Source organism: Apilactobacillus micheneri (genome assembly GCF_006493595.1).
Classification (GTDB): Bacteria; Bacillota; Bacilli; order Lactobacillales; family Lactobacillaceae; genus Apilactobacillus; species Apilactobacillus micheneri.
Genome location: NZ_QUBI01000001.1, coordinates 156,235 through 171,334 on the forward strand (window position 1 = coordinate 156,235; position 15,100 = coordinate 171,334).

At 32.8% G+C, this 15,100-nt stretch carries 14 protein-coding genes, 1 riboswitch and 1 other annotated feature (1 of these 16 cut by a window edge); of the genes, 7 read left to right on the forward strand and 7 right to left on the reverse strand.

Annotated features, from left to right (window positions below; all coding sequences use genetic code 11):
* Positions 1 to 137, forward strand: a binding site (T-box leader) (it extends 98 nt beyond the left edge of the window).
* Between the two features lie 42 nt (positions 138 to 179).
* The 4 genes from DY123_RS00865 (at position 180) to DY123_RS00880 (ending at position 3,554) form a co-directional block, all read left to right on the forward strand.
* Positions 180 to 1,550, forward strand: a complete 1,371-nt coding sequence (locus DY123_RS00865; protein WP_140923637.1) for an amino acid permease — start codon at positions 180 to 182, stop codon at positions 1,548 to 1,550.
* Between the two features lie 2 nt (positions 1,551 to 1,552).
* Positions 1,553 to 2,512 carry a homocysteine S-methyltransferase gene (gene mmuM, locus DY123_RS00870; RefSeq protein ID WP_140923639.1) on the forward strand — a complete coding sequence of 320 codons (960 nt, stop codon included), beginning with the start codon at positions 1,553 to 1,555 and terminating at the stop codon, positions 2,510 to 2,512.
* 57 nt (positions 2,513 to 2,569) lie between these two features.
* Entirely contained in the window at positions 2,570 to 2,998 is a 429-nt protein-coding gene (locus DY123_RS00875) for a hypothetical protein (RefSeq protein ID WP_108983077.1), read from the forward strand.
* A gap of 106 nt (positions 2,999 to 3,104) precedes the next feature.
* On the forward strand, positions 3,105 to 3,554 hold the full coding sequence (locus DY123_RS00880; RefSeq protein ID WP_108983078.1) for a Fur family transcriptional regulator: 450 nt from the start codon (positions 3,105 to 3,107) through the stop codon (positions 3,552 to 3,554).
* A gap of 43 nt (positions 3,555 to 3,597) precedes the next feature.
* Here the strand turns inward: DY123_RS00880 and DY123_RS00885 are convergent, their stop codons facing one another.
* From DY123_RS00885 to lysA, 7 genes are read right to left on the reverse strand one after another with little or no spacing between them, the layout of a single operon-like run.
* Positions 3,598 to 4,677 carry an aspartate-semialdehyde dehydrogenase gene (locus tag DY123_RS00885; protein WP_140923641.1) on the reverse strand — a complete coding sequence of 360 codons (1,080 nt, stop codon included), beginning with the start codon at positions 4,675 to 4,677 and terminating at the stop codon, positions 3,598 to 3,600.
* 11 nt (positions 4,678 to 4,688) lie between these two features.
* Positions 4,689 to 5,867 (reverse strand): aminotransferase class I/II-fold pyridoxal phosphate-dependent enzyme, encoded by a 1,179-nt coding sequence (locus DY123_RS00890; RefSeq protein WP_140923643.1) that lies wholly within the window; start codon positions 5,865 to 5,867, stop codon positions 4,689 to 4,691.
* A 15-nt stretch (positions 5,868 to 5,882) separates the two neighbouring features.
* Complete coding sequence (dapB, locus tag DY123_RS00895; RefSeq protein ID WP_108983081.1) at positions 5,883 to 6,659, reverse strand: 4-hydroxy-tetrahydrodipicolinate reductase; 777 nt, start codon at positions 6,657 to 6,659, stop codon at positions 5,883 to 5,885.
* The gene (gene dapA, locus DY123_RS00900; protein ID WP_140923645.1) at positions 6,656 to 7,570 is read right to left on the reverse strand and encodes a 4-hydroxy-tetrahydrodipicolinate synthase; all 915 of its coding nucleotides are present in this window, start codon (positions 7,568 to 7,570) and stop codon (positions 6,656 to 6,658) included. The genes dapB and dapA overlap by 4 nt, the downstream gene beginning before the upstream one ends.
* A gap of 9 nt (positions 7,571 to 7,579) precedes the next feature.
* A complete protein-coding gene (locus tag DY123_RS00905) occupies positions 7,580 to 8,722 on the reverse strand; it encodes an N-acetyldiaminopimelate deacetylase (protein WP_140923647.1) in 1,143 nt (380 codons plus the stop codon).
* Between the two features lie 5 nt (positions 8,723 to 8,727).
* Positions 8,728 to 9,432 (reverse strand): 2,3,4,5-tetrahydropyridine-2,6-dicarboxylate N-acetyltransferase, encoded by a 705-nt coding sequence (dapD, locus tag DY123_RS00910; protein WP_140923649.1) that lies wholly within the window; start codon positions 9,430 to 9,432, stop codon positions 8,728 to 8,730.
* Positions 9,433 to 9,446: 14 nt separating this feature from the next.
* Entirely contained in the window at positions 9,447 to 10,754 is a 1,308-nt protein-coding gene (gene lysA / locus DY123_RS00915; RefSeq protein WP_140923651.1) for a diaminopimelate decarboxylase, read from the reverse strand.
* A gap of 133 nt (positions 10,755 to 10,887) precedes the next feature.
* Positions 10,888 to 11,073: riboswitch (Lysine riboswitch) on the reverse strand.
* Positions 11,074 to 11,247: 174 nt separating this feature from the next.
* Between lysA and DY123_RS00920 the strand changes: the two genes are divergently transcribed.
* The 3 genes from DY123_RS00920 to DY123_RS00930 all read left to right on the forward strand — a co-directional run bounded on the left by DY123_RS00920 (position 11,248) and on the right by DY123_RS00930 (position 15,089).
* A complete protein-coding gene (locus DY123_RS00920; RefSeq protein WP_140923653.1) occupies positions 11,248 to 12,606 on the forward strand; it encodes an aspartate kinase in 1,359 nt (452 codons plus the stop codon).
* A 12-nt stretch (positions 12,607 to 12,618) separates the two neighbouring features.
* Complete coding sequence (gene dapF / locus DY123_RS00925) at positions 12,619 to 13,593, forward strand: diaminopimelate epimerase (protein ID WP_140923655.1); 975 nt, start codon at positions 12,619 to 12,621, stop codon at positions 13,591 to 13,593.
* 95 nt (positions 13,594 to 13,688) lie between these two features.
* Positions 13,689 to 15,089: an MFS transporter gene (locus tag DY123_RS00930; RefSeq protein ID WP_140923657.1), complete on the forward strand. Its 1,401-nt coding sequence runs from the start codon at positions 13,689 to 13,691 to the stop codon at positions 15,087 to 15,089.
* The last annotated feature ends 11 nt before the right edge of the window (positions 15,090 to 15,100 follow it).

The window sequence follows — 15,100 nt, forward strand, 5'->3', positions numbered from 1 at the left end:
AACTTTTATGGGTGATATTTAACTCATAGCGGTAAGTGCCCGATATAGCACAAAGGAATATGTAAGAAGTTCTGGATAAGGTAGTCTTAAAATAAGGCTATAAATTAAGGTGGTACAGCGAAGCATTCGCCCTTTTCAATAAGGGACGGATGCTTTTTTATTTTAAAGGAGTGATGAAAATGAGCAAACAAAGGTTATCTAAAGATTTGCAAAGTCGACACTTAATTACTATGTCATTAGGTGGAGTTATTGGTACTGGTATTTTTATGAGTACTGGATATTCAATACAGTTTGCTGGGCCCATTGGCACCATTATTGCTTACATTATTGGATCCTTATTAGTATGTATGGTAATGGCATGTTTGGGCGAATTATCGGTGCATGATCCTAGTACGGGAGCATTTCATACTTATGCTAGTAAATATATTAGTCCAGCAATGGGGTTTGTTGTCGCTTGGATGTATTGGCTAACTTGGACAATTGCATTAGGTTCTGAATTCATTGCTCTTTCTACCATTGCTAAACAATATATTACCTTTATTCCTGTTTGGGGATATAGTTTAATTTTTGCCATTATTATTTTATTGTTAAACATTGTTAATATGAATTTATTTGCTAAAAGTGAACTTTACATGTCATTAATCAAAGTAATTGCATTAGCCCTATTTTTAATTATTAGTGTTTTAATAATATTTAAGATTCTACCTTTTCACCATCAAAACTTTACTCCATTTTTTGGTCCATTATCCAAAAATGGGATTTTCCCAAATGGGATCTCACCAGTGATTTCAATTATCCTATCAGCTAATTTTGCTTTTTCAGGAACTGAAATGATTGCTGTAGGTGCTGGTGAAAGTAAAAATCCTAAAAAATCAGTACCTAAAGCTATTCGAAAAACACTAATTACTCTAATTGTATTATTTATCGGCACTATTATTGCACTGGGATCAATTTTACCTCAGAGTTCTTCTTCGTTATCACAAAGTCCATTCGTGACTATTTTACAATCAATAAATATTCCTTACGCATCAGATATTATGAATATTATTTTATTTATCACTATTTTTTCAGGTGCAAATTCAGGTGTTTATGCTGCTTCTAGAATGATTTGGTCATTAGCTGAAAAGAAAACGTTACCCAAAAAATTATCAAAATTAAGTAAAAATGGCATTCCGATATATGGACTGAGTTTAACTATTTTAGGTGGATTCCTAGCATTGTTTTCCAGTATTTATGCACCTAATACTGTTTACTTAGCATTAACAGCTATTTCGGCATTCGCAGTTGTCATAGTTTGGCTAATTATCGGTTGGGCCCAATTAAATTTTCGTAAACAATTTATTAAAAATGGACATTCAACAATTGAATTATCTTATAAAGCCCCATTTTATCCAATTTTGCCATGGTTAGTAATTGTCATCTGTTCATTATCACTTATTGGAATTGCTTTTGATCCTAACCAAAGAATTGCAATTATAATTGGGATTCCTTTCTCAATTATTTGCTATGTATCTTATAAAATATTTTACTCAAGAAAGGATGCTGAATAAAAATGAATAACTTTACAGAATGGTCAAATCAACAAAAACGAATCTTAATTGATAGTTCAATGTCAACCGGTCTAGAAGAACGTGGCTTAAAGCTTAATGGCAAATTATGGACAGCTAAAGCATTAAAAGATCATAGTGATTTGATTAAAGATGTTCATAAATCATACTTTAATGCTGGTTCTTCAATGACTACGATTAATACCTACCAAGCCAGTGTTAGTGGATTAATGAAAAATGCTGGCTATAGTCATAGAGAAGCTCGTAAATTGATGAAAAATGCTGGCTATAGTCATAGAGAAGCTCGTAAATTGATCAAAAAAGCTTTTGATGTTGCTAAAGATGCTCAAAAGCTTTCAAGAAATCATCCAACTTGGTTGGCAGCTGGAATTGGTCCATATGGAGCATATTTGGCTAATGGCTCAGAATATACTGGTAACTATCATTTAACTGAAAATAAATATATACAATTTCATAAAGAAAGAATTGAAATATTGGTAAAAGCTGGAGTTGATGTTTTATTGTTAGAAACTCTACCTAATTTTCAAGAAATAAAAGCATTGGTTAAATTTACCAAACAATTTAATATTCCTTCAATCGTAGCTTGTTCTATGAAAGATGCTACACATTTAGCAGATGGAACCAATTTTAAATTTGTACAATCATTCTTAGAAAAACAATCAAATGTGATTGCCTATGGATTAAATTGTACTGACCCTCGAATCGTAACAAATGCATTAAAGGCAATCATTCATAATGAGCCCGCACACAAAGATCTAATTGCTTTTCCGAATTCTGGTGCTCATTATAATCCAAAGATTAAAGAATGGGATAATCAAGGAATTAGCATTGAAGAATTTAATAAATTAGTCCAAGAATGGCTAAACATAGGATTAAAATATATTGGAGGATGTTGTTGTATGTCTGAACAACAGACTGCTTCTATCAATAAACATTTCTTTTAAAAACAATTTTTATGGAATATAATTAAGCTACGAACTTAATAAAGGAGCTTAATTAATATGAAAAGTTTTGAAGGCATACACCCAATTTTAACTAACCATTTAAGGTTAGATTGGTTAACAGAATTTAAACTACAGGATGTTATTGATTTTCAAAAAAAGTTTGATAAAAATGCTGATATTAAATCAACTGGCGATTTTATCAATGAGGCCATGAAAGATGTTATGAGACAAAAAGCCCTTTTATGGGGAATTGAAGATAAAGAAAATCATAAATTTATGGGTATGGGTGGTATTGCTAATATTAGCGAGGACGATACTGCCCCTACTATTTATATTCAAGCTATTGATAGCATGGACACTGGTTTAGAATTAGAATTAATCAATCGTATTCATATATTAGCTAAAAACTACTGGCCTACTGCTAAATTCAGTTATAATGTTTATCCATCTAATGCAGAAATTGAACGTCATCTAAAACTTTACTAATTTCAGCTTTATTTAATAGCTATTTGTTTGATTTATTATATAATTAATTTTATTATTAAGATAATAATAATTCTAAACTAGCTTATTATTTAAGGAGGGATATTAGATGCCCAATGAAACATATCAAAAAGCTTTAGATACTTTGCGTGAAAGTAAGATTCGAATTACTCCCCAAAGACAAATAATTTTAAAGTACTTGATTAATCATGATAATCATCCTTCTGTAGATACTATTTATGAAGCATTAAAAAAGGAATTCTCTAATCTGAGTGTTGCCACTATTTATAATAGTTTACAACTATTCGAAAAATTGGGAATTATTATTGAACTACCAGCTGAAGATGGTGGTATTCGTTATGATTTCTTTGGCAATCCACATTTCCATGCAATTTGTGAAAACTGCGGTAAAATTATTGATGTAGAATATCCAGATTATAAGAGTTTAGAACAATCATTAAGTAAAACTACAGAAGAACAAACTGGATTCAAAGTTAGACAAAGTCATGTTGAAGTTTATGGCTTATGTAAAGAATGCCAAGCAAGGCTAAGCAAATAAAAAGTAGTCATCAGAATTTATCTGATGACTACTTTTTATTTGCTTAGCCTTGATAATGATTTTTAGGTACCCTGACCAAATCTTCATCAACTAAGCGTTCTGCATTTTCAACCGTATTCCAAGCGGCTCCTTTTAGGAGGTTATCTGCAACAACCCACATATTAAAACATCCCTTATTTTCTTGGTCGGGACGAATTCTTCCAGCGAAAGTTTCACGCTTGCCTTCAGCATTTAATGGTTGAGGATATACTTGATGATCTGGATCATCTTGTAAAGTTACTCCTGCAGCATCACTAATCGTCTTTTTAATATCAGTTGCACTAGCATTATTATCTTCAACCTCGAAGTACACAGATTCACCATGTGAAATAGGCACTGGAACACGAACACAAGTAGCAGTAACTTTTAAATCAGTTGCATTCATATCATTAAGCATAATCTTCTTAGTTTCATGAATCATTTTCCATTCTTCATGTGTATATCCTTCATCTTCAAAAACATCAATTTGAGGAAGTAAGTTAAATGCTAATGGATAATGTTTCTTATCACCGGCTGTTGGTAAAATATCAGCAGACATTTGTTTACCATCTAGGTAATCCTTTGCTTGTTGATAAAATTCATTTAAAGCAGATTGACCAGCTCCAGAAGCAGCTTGATATGTAGAAACAATAACTTGCTTTAAACCATACTTCTTAAACACTGGAGCTAAAGCTACTACCATTTGAATAGTAGAACAGTTAGGATTGGCGATAATCCCTTTATGATTCTTCAACTGTTCCGGATTAACTTCAGGTACAACCAATGGTACTTCTGGATCCATTCTAAATGCACTTGTATTATCAACACAGACAGCTCCGCGCTTAACAGCTTCTGGTAAGAATTTTTTAGAAGCAGCTCCACCAGCTGAGGCTAATACTAAGTCAACATTATCAAATGAATCATTCGTAGTTTCTTCCACTGTTATTTTTTCGCCCTTAAATTCCATTTGCTTCCCAGCAGAATGAGCTGAAGCTAATAGTTTTAATGATTTAACTGGAACTGTTGAATTAGCTAATTGATCAACCATTCTCATTCCAACAGCACCAGTTGCACCTAAAATTGCTACATTGTATTCCTTCATCATAATTACCTTCTTTAATTATTTAAAAATTGTTCGATTCTATTCATTGCTTCTCTGATATTTTCATCTGAAGCAGCATAAGATAAGCGAATGTATCCTTGGCCACCCTTACCAAAACAACTTCCTGGAATTACTCCAACTTTAGCTTGTTTAGCCAAAGATAAAGCAAATTTGGTATCGTCTTTACCAAAACGGTCAGGGATTTTAACAAATACATAGAATGCCCCACTAGGCATTGCCATTTCAAAACCAAAACTAGTTAATTTTTCACTAATAAAGTCACGACGACATTTATAAATATCACGCATTTTTTTAGGATCTTTTAAACCATTTTTAAGCGCTTCATAAGCAGCTATTTGAGTTACGTCTGGTGGACATGTAACCATAAATGCATGTACCATTAATAACTTCTTAATAAATGCATGGGGGCCACAAACATAACCAACTCGCCAACCAGTCATAGCATGTGATTTAGATAAGCCATTAATATAAATAGTTTGTTCTGGAAGAAAGCTAGCTAAGGACTTATGCTTAACATCATATGTTAGTTCACAATAAATCTCATCAGTAATTGCAAAAATATTATATTGTTGAATAACATCTGCCAGTGACTTAACTTCATCCGGTGAGTATTCAATACCAGTAGGATTTCCTGGATAATTAAGTAATACTGCTTTAACTTGATCACCATATTTATACAATACTGCTTTTAATTGATCTGGTTGCAATTTAAATCCATTATTTGAAGTATCTAAATCAATGGCTTTACCGCCTAATAAAGAAATGATAGGTTCATATAGTGAAAACAAAGGTGTAGGCAAGATCACCGCATCTCCTGGATTAAGCAATGTTTCAAAAGTAGCATAAATAGCTTCAGTAGCACCAATGGTCACTACAATTTCATCTTCTGCATTATAATTTAATTCATAATTTTTAAACAAATAGTTATGAATGGCTTTACGTAATTGTAATTTACCTGCCTGATTTGAATAATGAGAATCATCAGCATCAATGCTCTTTTTAGCAGCATCCTTAATGTGATCAGGAGTGTTTAAGTCCGGTTCACCAATCGTTAGTTTAATAATATCTTTTATTTTAGAAATTTGGGTATCAAATCCTCTAATGTTAGAAGGTTGAATTGAATTCAAACGTTGATTATAAGTTTGCGTTAATCCCAAAGATAATTCCGGCATTTTGTATCATCTTTTCTATAGAATATTTTCTAGTCCAATTACTAAGTGGTCTAAGTCACTAACTTTTTGAATTGCAACTTTAACCCCTTTCATAAATGAACCGCGATCAAATGAATCTTGACGAAGAGTTAAGGCTTCGCCAGCCCCACCAAATAAGACTTGTTCATGGGCAACATATCCTGGCAAACGCACTGCATGAACATGCACACCATCATATGTACCACCACGCGAACTGGATAAATTATCTTTAGTTTCATCATCACTAACTGCGTTATCGTCACGATTTTGACCAATAATTTTAGCCGTGTTTAAAGCAGTTCCCGATGGTGCATCTTTTTTATCTTGGTGGTGCATTTCAATTACTTCAGCATCAGGAAAGTATTTAGCAGCCTCACCAGCAAATTTCATTAGCAGAACTGCTGATAAGCCAAAATTAGGTGCAATAATACCACCCACCTGTTTATCCTTGGATAAGCTAATTAGTTCTTTTTGGTGTTCATCACTCATTCCACTAGTACCAATTACCGGATGGATATTATGTTCAATAGCAAATTTAGTATTTTCATAAACCGCATCAGGTTGAGTAAAGTCTACCCAAACATCAAAATCATTTGTAATTTGATTTAATGAATTATAAATATTAACTTCATTGGACAAATTATATTTAGCATGATCGTCAGTACAATGTGGTGCATAAACACCACTCAATTGCATATCATCATTATTATTTATTAAATTAATTGCTTTTTGTCCCATTGAACCAGTAAAACCAGCTAATAAAATTTTAATCATAGTTTTAACTCCTTTGGTAAAGAATTTAATAATGCATCATGACTTAAGTCTAAATTATCGGCTAAATGTTGTTTTTCTTCATCATTTAATGAAAGAATTGGTAAACGACAAGCACCCACTTGATATCCTTGCGCGCTCATAACTGCTTTTACAGGTGATGGTGATGGATACATAAACAATGCTGACATCTTTGGCGTTAATTTTCTTTGCATCGCACCAGCAGCTTTATAATTACCAGAATCTAAATCATCATACATTTCACGCATTGCATTTCCATAAATATGAGATGCAACTGAAATAACTCCATTTGCACCAATTGACTTAGCGAATAATGCTTGTGCATCTTCACCGGTATAGATATTGAAATTATCATCAGTATGTTCAACTAGATATTCCAAATCTTCCATTGAGGTACATTGTTTTACTCCCACAATATTTTCATTGTGAGACAATTCAATCACTGTTTCATTACTCATAGTGACGCCAGTTCTACCGGGAATATTATAAATAATTAATGGTACATTAGATTGCTTAGCAACTGCTTCAAAATGAGCCTTCATACAACGCTGATTAGGCTTATTATAATAAGGAACAACTACTAAAGCGGCATCAATACCATTAATCATACTAACTTCCTTAGCAAAATCGATGGTTTCTTGAGTGTTATTACTACCAGTTCCCGCAATAATTGAACCGCGACCGTCAACAATGTCAACAAAGCGACGATATAGTTCAATTTTCTCGTCATGAGTTAATGTAGGAGTTTCTCCAGTAGTACCACCAATAACAAATCCTCGATTACCTGTGTTTAAGCAATGATCAGTAATCGCTTTTAAAGCATCAAAATTAATTTTGCCATCATTATCAAAAGGCGTAATAATTGCCGTCATTAAATCTACATTTTCAAACATAATTATCACCTATTCTTTCATTCGATTTTCTAAGAAACTAATAATTGCATTAACGCCTTTATCAATCGCACTTTCATCAGGAGTTAAAGTTGCTGTATGCAATGATGAATCATCGCCCACTCCGAGCCAAAACATCGTTCCTGGAATCTTAGATAATAAGTAACCAAAATCTTCTCCAGTCATCGCTGGCTTGGTTTCAATAAAATCAACATCTGAATTATTTTTCATAAAATGAATAAAGCCTTTAGTCAATGCTGAATTATTCTCCACTGGATAATAACCACCTTGATTTAACTCTAAATCAACTTTACAGTTATAGCTCAATTCAATGCCATGACAAATATCTTTTAATCTTTGATCAATTAATTCAATCATTGATTGGGTTAATCCTCGAATAGTGCCTTCAATTCTGGCATGGCCAGCAATTACATTCCGAATAGTTCCAGCTTCAATTTTTCCTAAAGTGATAACTCCGCTTTGAATGGGATCAATGCTACGAGAAATAATCGTTTGCACTTGATTAATTAATTGAGCGGCCGCTACCACCATGTCATTAGCATTTTGAGGATAAGCAGCATGACCACCCTTACCAGTTAAATCAATATTAATTTCAGTAGTACCAGCAAATAAAGTCCCCATTCGACATCCGATAGATCCAGCCGGTAAGCTAGGATTGTCATGTAATCCATAAAATTCATCAATCTTGAATGGTCCACTAAATGCATTGGCTTCATACGATAAACGGCCACCACTTTCACTTTCTTCAGCTGGTTGAAAGAAAAATACTAAATTATCTTTAGGCTGATGTTCAGTAAAATAATGTAAGATACCTAAAGCAACCGTCATATGTACATCATGTCCACAGGCATGCATAATTCCTGGATGAGTTGATGAAAATGGCAAATTAGTTTTTTCTTCTATTGGTAATGCATCAATATCAGTTCGATAACCAATTGTTCGCTTAGGATTACTACCCTGAATTCTTACCAAAATAGCGGTGGGTAAAGATTCAATGCCACCCATAGTTACATTTTCTTGATTAAAGCTTCCTATTATATGCAATAAATAATCGTGGGTTTGATTTTCATGTAATGCTAATTCAGGAATCTGATGCAAATGACGCCTAATATCGATTAAATTAATTTCAGCCATTTAAATCACAACTTTCTTAAATCATCTTCCAGACTAGTTTTAGATTGAGTTTTAGCATCAACATCTTTAATTTTACGAGCTGGAGTACCAGCAACCATTGTGTATGGAGCAACGTCTGAAGTAACAATTGCACCAGCTGCTACAACTGCACCTTTTCCAACATGAACTCCTTCAATAACTACTGCATTGGCACCAATCAAAACATCATCATCTATTTGAACTGGCTTAGCTGATGCTGGTTCAATTACACCAGCCAAGACAGCACCAGCACCAATATGAGAATGCTTACCAACAAGGGCACGTCCACCCATTACAACTCCCATATCAATCATGGAACCTTCACCAATTTCACAACCAATATTTATAATGGCACCCATCATAACGACTGCATTATCAGCAATTTTTACTTGATCACGAATAACTGCACCTGGTTCAATTCGCGCATTTACATTCTTTAAATCTAATAAAGGCACTGCGGAATTACGGGCATTATTTTCAATTTCATAATCATCAACCAAATCGGATTGAATCAATGTTTCTACATCTTTCCAATCACCAAAAATAGTAGCTGTATGTTGTTCTTTAAAAACTTTAATTGAACTTGAAAAATCGATTTTGTCCATTTGACCACTAATATAAACTTTAACTGGAGTTTTCTTTTCTGCATTTCCAATATAATTAATAATTTCGTGTGCATCTAAATTTGCCATTTTTATGTCTCCTTTTATTTCAATTGATTATCTAGCGCATATAAATCTGTATAATTTTGACGTCGAGTGACTAATTGTGCTTTACCATTTTCCACAAAAACAATTGCTGGTTTAGGATTCAAATTATAATTAGATGCCATGGAATAACCATAAGCACCAGTATCCAACATTACAATTACATCCCCTGGTTTTGTTGCTGGTAATGGTTGATACTTAATTAAAACATCACCTGATTCACAATACTTACCAACCAGATGAACATGTTCAATTGAACTACGTAATGGATGATCAGCCATTGCTGCTTCATATTTAGCGTCATACAACATTGGTCTGATATTGTCACCCATACCACCATCAACTGAAACATATGATTTAATACCGGGAACATCTTTTCTAGAACCAATGCGATATAGATTATATCCAGCATTTCCAACAATTGAACGCCCTGGTTCAATCCAAATAGCTGGCATCTTTAAGCCTTTAGCTTTAGTTCTATCCTTAACAGTCTCAACAATTTTTTGAACAAAAGCTTCTGGCTTTAATGGATCATCTGCATCTGTATATTGAATGCCAAAGCCACCACCAACATTAATCACTTGAGCTTCATATCCATATTCTTGTTTCCATTCAGCTGCTAAATCAACTAGCTTACTAGCAGCCATCTCAAACCCCTTTAATTCAAAAACTTGTGAACCAATATGTGCATGAATACCTAACAAATGCATTGATTTATTGGCATGCACAATTTCAAAAGCTTTTTTAGCTTCACCAGATTCTAGGTCAAAGCCAAATTTACTATCAGTTTGACCAGTTTGAATAAATTCATGTGTATGTGCTGAAATTCCAGGTGTAATTCTTAACATAACATCACAATTAGTATTCATATCAGTCAACAATTGATTTAATAAGTCAATTTCATGAAAATTATCTAACATAATTACTCCAACATGATTTTCCAAAGCCATTCTTAATTCGTCTTTAGATTTATTATTACCATGAAAGCTAATTCTGCTTGCTGGAAAACCTGCATGTAATGCCATTGCTAATTCTCCACCCGAAACTACATCAATGTGACCTTGTTCTTGATTAACTAATTGATACATTGCAGTGTTCGCAAAAGCCTTACTAGCATAACAAACTGCATAATCAGTATTACTTTGTTCAAAAACAGCCTTAAATTTTCTGAATTGTGATCTAATCTTTCCAGTGTCATATACAACTAGTGGAGTCCCAAATTGATTTGCTAAATCAATGGCATCACACCCACCAATTTCTAAATGACCTGCTTCATTAATATTTTGCTTTGTTATTTGTTTCGTCATAATAAACATGCCCTTCTATCGAATGTATTCGTTCGATTTCGGCCAATTGAAAACAAAAAGGATTCCTTTGCATGAATGTGGTTACACTCGTACAAAAGAATCCAAATTTAATGTTCTTCTCATTTTCGGTTTCAATTGTCGAAAGCGCTCCACAAGAAATATTTTCTTGTGACAGTCCATGATCTATTAAATCATGTCCCAGCAAACAACTACCCACAAGTAGTCTTTGCTTCGGCAACCTTGCCTTTCAACAAACTTTAAAAATCATTGTAGTGACTGAGTTTATCTAATATTCTCGGTTGCGACCTCTTCGATTGATTACATAATAAAACTATTTACCCGCTTAAGTCAACTACTTTTTCTAACATATTTTTTATTTACTATATATACATTTTAAAAATGCATCCATCAAATAAATATGCTGCTTGTCTAATTTAATTTTAATGTTAAAATGCAAATTAATTAGAAAGATTAAATTGCGAGATGATATTAGATGACAAAGTTAATAAAATTTGGTGGTAGTTCACTAGCTAATGGTGATCAATATAAAAAAGTAATTAATATAATCAAAAAAGATAAAACACGACAAATCATCGTCTTATCAGCTCCTGGTAAAAGATTTGATGATGATATTAAAGTAACCGATTTATTAATTCAATATGCAAAAGCTGTGATTAATAAACAAGATTATAAAGATATCTTAAATAATATTATTGGACGATATAAAGATATTGCTGATACATATGATATTAGTGATGATGAATTTGCTCCAATTGTAAGTATTTTTAATAATCTACCTAAACAAAAATATCCTAATAACGAATATTTATTGGCGGCTTTTAAAGCACATGGTGAAAGAATGAACGCTAAATTAATGTCAATTGTGCTAAATCACTTAAACATTAAATCTAAGTTCGTAGATCCTAAAGAATTAGGCATTGTTGTTTCCAAAGATGATCCTAATGCTGCCGATGTGCTCAAAGAAACATATGAAAATTTGGGACACTTTGGTTATGGTAATGAAAAATTAGTTATTCCTGGTTTCTTTGGATATACTAAAGATGGGAATATGGCAACTTTTGCACGTGGTGGTTCAGATATCACTGGATCCATTATTGCAAACGGATTAAACATTCCTATGTATGAAAATTTCACTGATGTTAGTTCAATTTATTCTGCTAATCCAAAAATTATCAATCACCCTGCTCCAATTAAAAAGATGACTTATCGTGAAATGCGTGAACTTGCATATGCTGGTTTTTCCGTTTTTAATGATGAAGCTATTATCCCTGCAATTAAGGGGAATGTAACCATTAACGTTAAAAATACTAATATGCCAGATGAACCTGGAACATTAATTGTGCCAGAAGGTTCATTTCAACCTGAGCATCCTATTACCGGAGTGTCATCATCGAAACATTTTTCAGCACTTTATTTACACAAATACTTGCTAAATAAAGAAGTTGGAATAACTTTAAAATTACTGCAAATTTTTCAAAAATATAATATTTCATACGAACATATGCCATCTGGAATCGATGACTTAACCGTTATTTTTAATAAAGAAAGTTTAGACAAAATTACAATTAAAAGCTTATGTAAAGAAATTCAAGAAAGTATCAAACCTGATAAATTAAATTGGATTGACGATTATGCTATTATCATGGTGGTTGGTGAAGGTATGCGTGATGCTGCAACTACTATTAGTGACATTATTGATCCAATCACTAATGAAAACATCCCTATCCACATGATTAACCAAGGTGCTTCTCAAATTTCTATCATGATTGGGACTAGAGAAGCTAATGCTAATCAAGCTGTTAAAAGTATCTACAATGAATTCTTTGAATAAGGAGTAATTAATATGATTAATTTGTTTTATGTCCATGGTTCTGAAAACCATTTTTATATTTTAGATCAAACATTACTCAATAATAAGCTTAATGATAATGAACTAATAAAACTAACAAGATCAATAACTAGTGAAGATAATGATTTAAATCCGGCAGATGGCTTATTAGTTGTTGATGAATCAAGTCATCAAGATGCTTTAGCTCAAATGAGAGTAATCAATGCTGATGGTAGTGAAGCCTCAATGTGTGGTAATGGCTTAAGATGTGTAGCCAGATATTTAGCTAATAAATACCATAAAGATAGCTTTAAAGTAGAAACTAAATCAGCTGATTTGTTAGTAAACCGACATGCAGACTTGGCGCATAATGTTGCTGCTTTTAGTGTCGAAATATCACCGGTTTATTTTGATGGTAAATATTTTCCATTTAAAAATTTAAATACTACTAGCATTTTAAACACTGCATTACCACAATTAAGCGACCATCTGAGATTTACTGCAATTGCAGTTCCTAATCCACACCTAATTAGTTTTGTAGAAAATGATCATGATTTAAATGACACTTTAGGAGAGATTGGTAAAAAACTAAATGACCCTAACCCTTATTTTACTGACGGTGTTAATGTCAATTTTGCTAAAATATTAAGTCGCAATAAGTTATTTGTACATACTTATGAGCGTGGTGTCGGTTTTACAAATGCTTGTGGAACTGGAATGTCAGCAACTTCATTAGCATTTGCAATTAACTTCCCTAATTTAATAAATACCAAAGAACCTATTTATGTATATAATCCTGGTGGAATGGTCCAAACTAAAGTTCATAACACCTCCAATAATCAATGGATTGAATTAATTGGTAATGCCACTTTTGTTGGCAAATTATCAATTTCAGAAGAAAATTTACATGCTGCGAAAATCGATAATATTAACTTTACCGATACCGGTGAAGAATTAGATTATCAACAATTTGTTGATTCAATCAAATAAAAGAAGGCATTCACTCAAAGTGGATGCCTTTTTAGTTAATGCAAGTACATTTTATCTGATACAATATTAAATAAATAACTTAAGGGAGTGAAAATATGAAGCATAAAAAGATGCTTATTATTTTATCCGTAGCAATTGTTTCATTTTTAGGAACGGTTGATATGAGTATTGTAAATACTGCATTACCGCAAATTTCTAAAGATTTGAACGTGCCAATGAATCAAGCAGAATGGATTTCATCAGCATACTTAGTTCTAATATGTATGTCATTGATTCTTTTTGGTAAACTTGGTGACCAATTAAGTAAGGCTAAAATTTTTCAACTTGGCACTCTAGTTTTTACAATTAGTTCATTAGCTTGTGGAATTAGTACGAACCTAGTTGTCTTGTTAATTGCTCGTTGTCTACAAGGATTAGGTGCCTCCATGACTATGGCAACCAATTTAGGTATTATCACTGAATCAGTGCCATTTAGTTCACGTGGTAAAGCATTAGGTATTAATACCACAATTGGCCAATTAGGATACATCGCTGGTCCTGCAGTGGCCGGAATCATCTTGTCAGTGGCTAGTTGGAACTGGATCTTTTTATTCAATGTGCCAATTGGAATTGCAGCTTTTATCTTTGGTGAGTTTGTTTATAGCAAACCTGATAAAAGTAAACCTAAATTAAATATTGATTATTTAGGTTTTATAACATTAGCACTCGCTATTGGTCTATTCTTTGTGGCAATTTTTACCGGCCAAGAAATTGGTTTTAGTAATTTAGGAGTGATTATTGCATTCATTATTACTGCCATTTTGATTATTGGCTTTATTAGAATTGAGTTAAGGGTTTCAGAACCAATTTTAGATTTATCATTATTTAAAAATCCTGGTTTTACAATCAGTATTATTTCTTTAATGTTCATGTATATTATTATTTACTTTAATAACGTGTTATTGCCATTTTATATTCAAGATAATCTAAAATTTTCCCCTTCGCAAACTGGTTTCATGATGAGTGTTTTACCGGTTGTCAATGTCTTTACAGCTTATTTGGGTGGTGTGCTTTGTGATAAGTATGGTGCTGTTAAAATGTCATTTAGAGCATCCATTATCTTTGTGATTGCAGAAATCATCTTTGCAGTTGTTCAACCAACTTGGCCAATAGCAATTCTGTTATTTGGTTTTATGGTATTTGCTACAGCTAATGGATTATTCCAAAACAATCCAATGGTAATGGAAAACGCCAGCAAGGAACAACAAGGTGTTGCTGGATCAGTTCTCGCATTAAGTCGTAATATCGGCTTTACCGTTGGATTATCCCTATCAACATCGTTGTTATATACTGGAATGAGTTTTAAAGCTAATCGCTCAATCACGACTTATCCATTTGGACATGATGATTGGTTCTTATTTGGAATGCATTTTACTTACTGGATAGCTGCTTTAATTATGATGGCAGTTACAATAATGCTAGTTTGGTTAATGCACCATCATAAAAATGTAAAATAAAAGAGAAAACC

Bases quoted from the DNA above. Each gene is read 5' to 3' on its own strand.
- DY123_RS00865 (WP_140923637.1), top strand. From the start codon at position 180: ATGAGCAAACAAAGGTTATCTAAAGATTTGCAAAGTCGACACTTAATT.
- mmuM (WP_140923639.1), top strand. From the start codon at position 1,553: ATGAATAACTTTACAGAATGGTCAAATCAACAAAAACGAATCTTAATT.
- DY123_RS00875 (WP_108983077.1), top strand. From the start codon at position 2,570: ATGAAAAGTTTTGAAGGCATACACCCAATTTTAACTAACCATTTAAGG.
- DY123_RS00880 (WP_108983078.1), top strand. From the start codon at position 3,105: ATGCCCAATGAAACATATCAAAAAGCTTTAGATACTTTGCGTGAAAGT.
- DY123_RS00885 (WP_140923641.1), bottom strand. From the start codon at position 4,677: ATGATGAAGGAATACAATGTAGCAATTTTAGGTGCAACTGGTGCTGTT.
- DY123_RS00890 (WP_140923643.1), bottom strand. From the start codon at position 5,867: ATGCCGGAATTATCTTTGGGATTAACGCAAACTTATAATCAACGTTTG.
- dapB (WP_108983081.1), bottom strand. From the start codon at position 6,659: ATGATTAAAATTTTATTAGCTGGTTTTACTGGTTCAATGGGACAAAAA.
- dapA (WP_140923645.1), bottom strand. From the start codon at position 7,570: ATGTTTGAAAATGTAGATTTAATGACGGCAATTATTACGCCTTTTGAT.
- DY123_RS00905 (WP_140923647.1), bottom strand. From the start codon at position 8,722: ATGGCTGAAATTAATTTAATCGATATTAGGCGTCATTTGCATCAGATT.
- dapD (WP_140923649.1), bottom strand. From the start codon at position 9,432: ATGGCAAATTTAGATGCACACGAAATTATTAATTATATTGGAAATGCA.
- lysA (WP_140923651.1), bottom strand. From the start codon at position 10,754: ATGACGAAACAAATAACAAAGCAAAATATTAATGAAGCAGGTCATTTA.
- DY123_RS00920 (WP_140923653.1), top strand. From the start codon at position 11,248: ATGACAAAGTTAATAAAATTTGGTGGTAGTTCACTAGCTAATGGTGAT.
- dapF (WP_140923655.1), top strand. From the start codon at position 12,619: ATGATTAATTTGTTTTATGTCCATGGTTCTGAAAACCATTTTTATATT.
- DY123_RS00930 (WP_140923657.1), top strand. From the start codon at position 13,689: ATGAAGCATAAAAAGATGCTTATTATTTTATCCGTAGCAATTGTTTCA.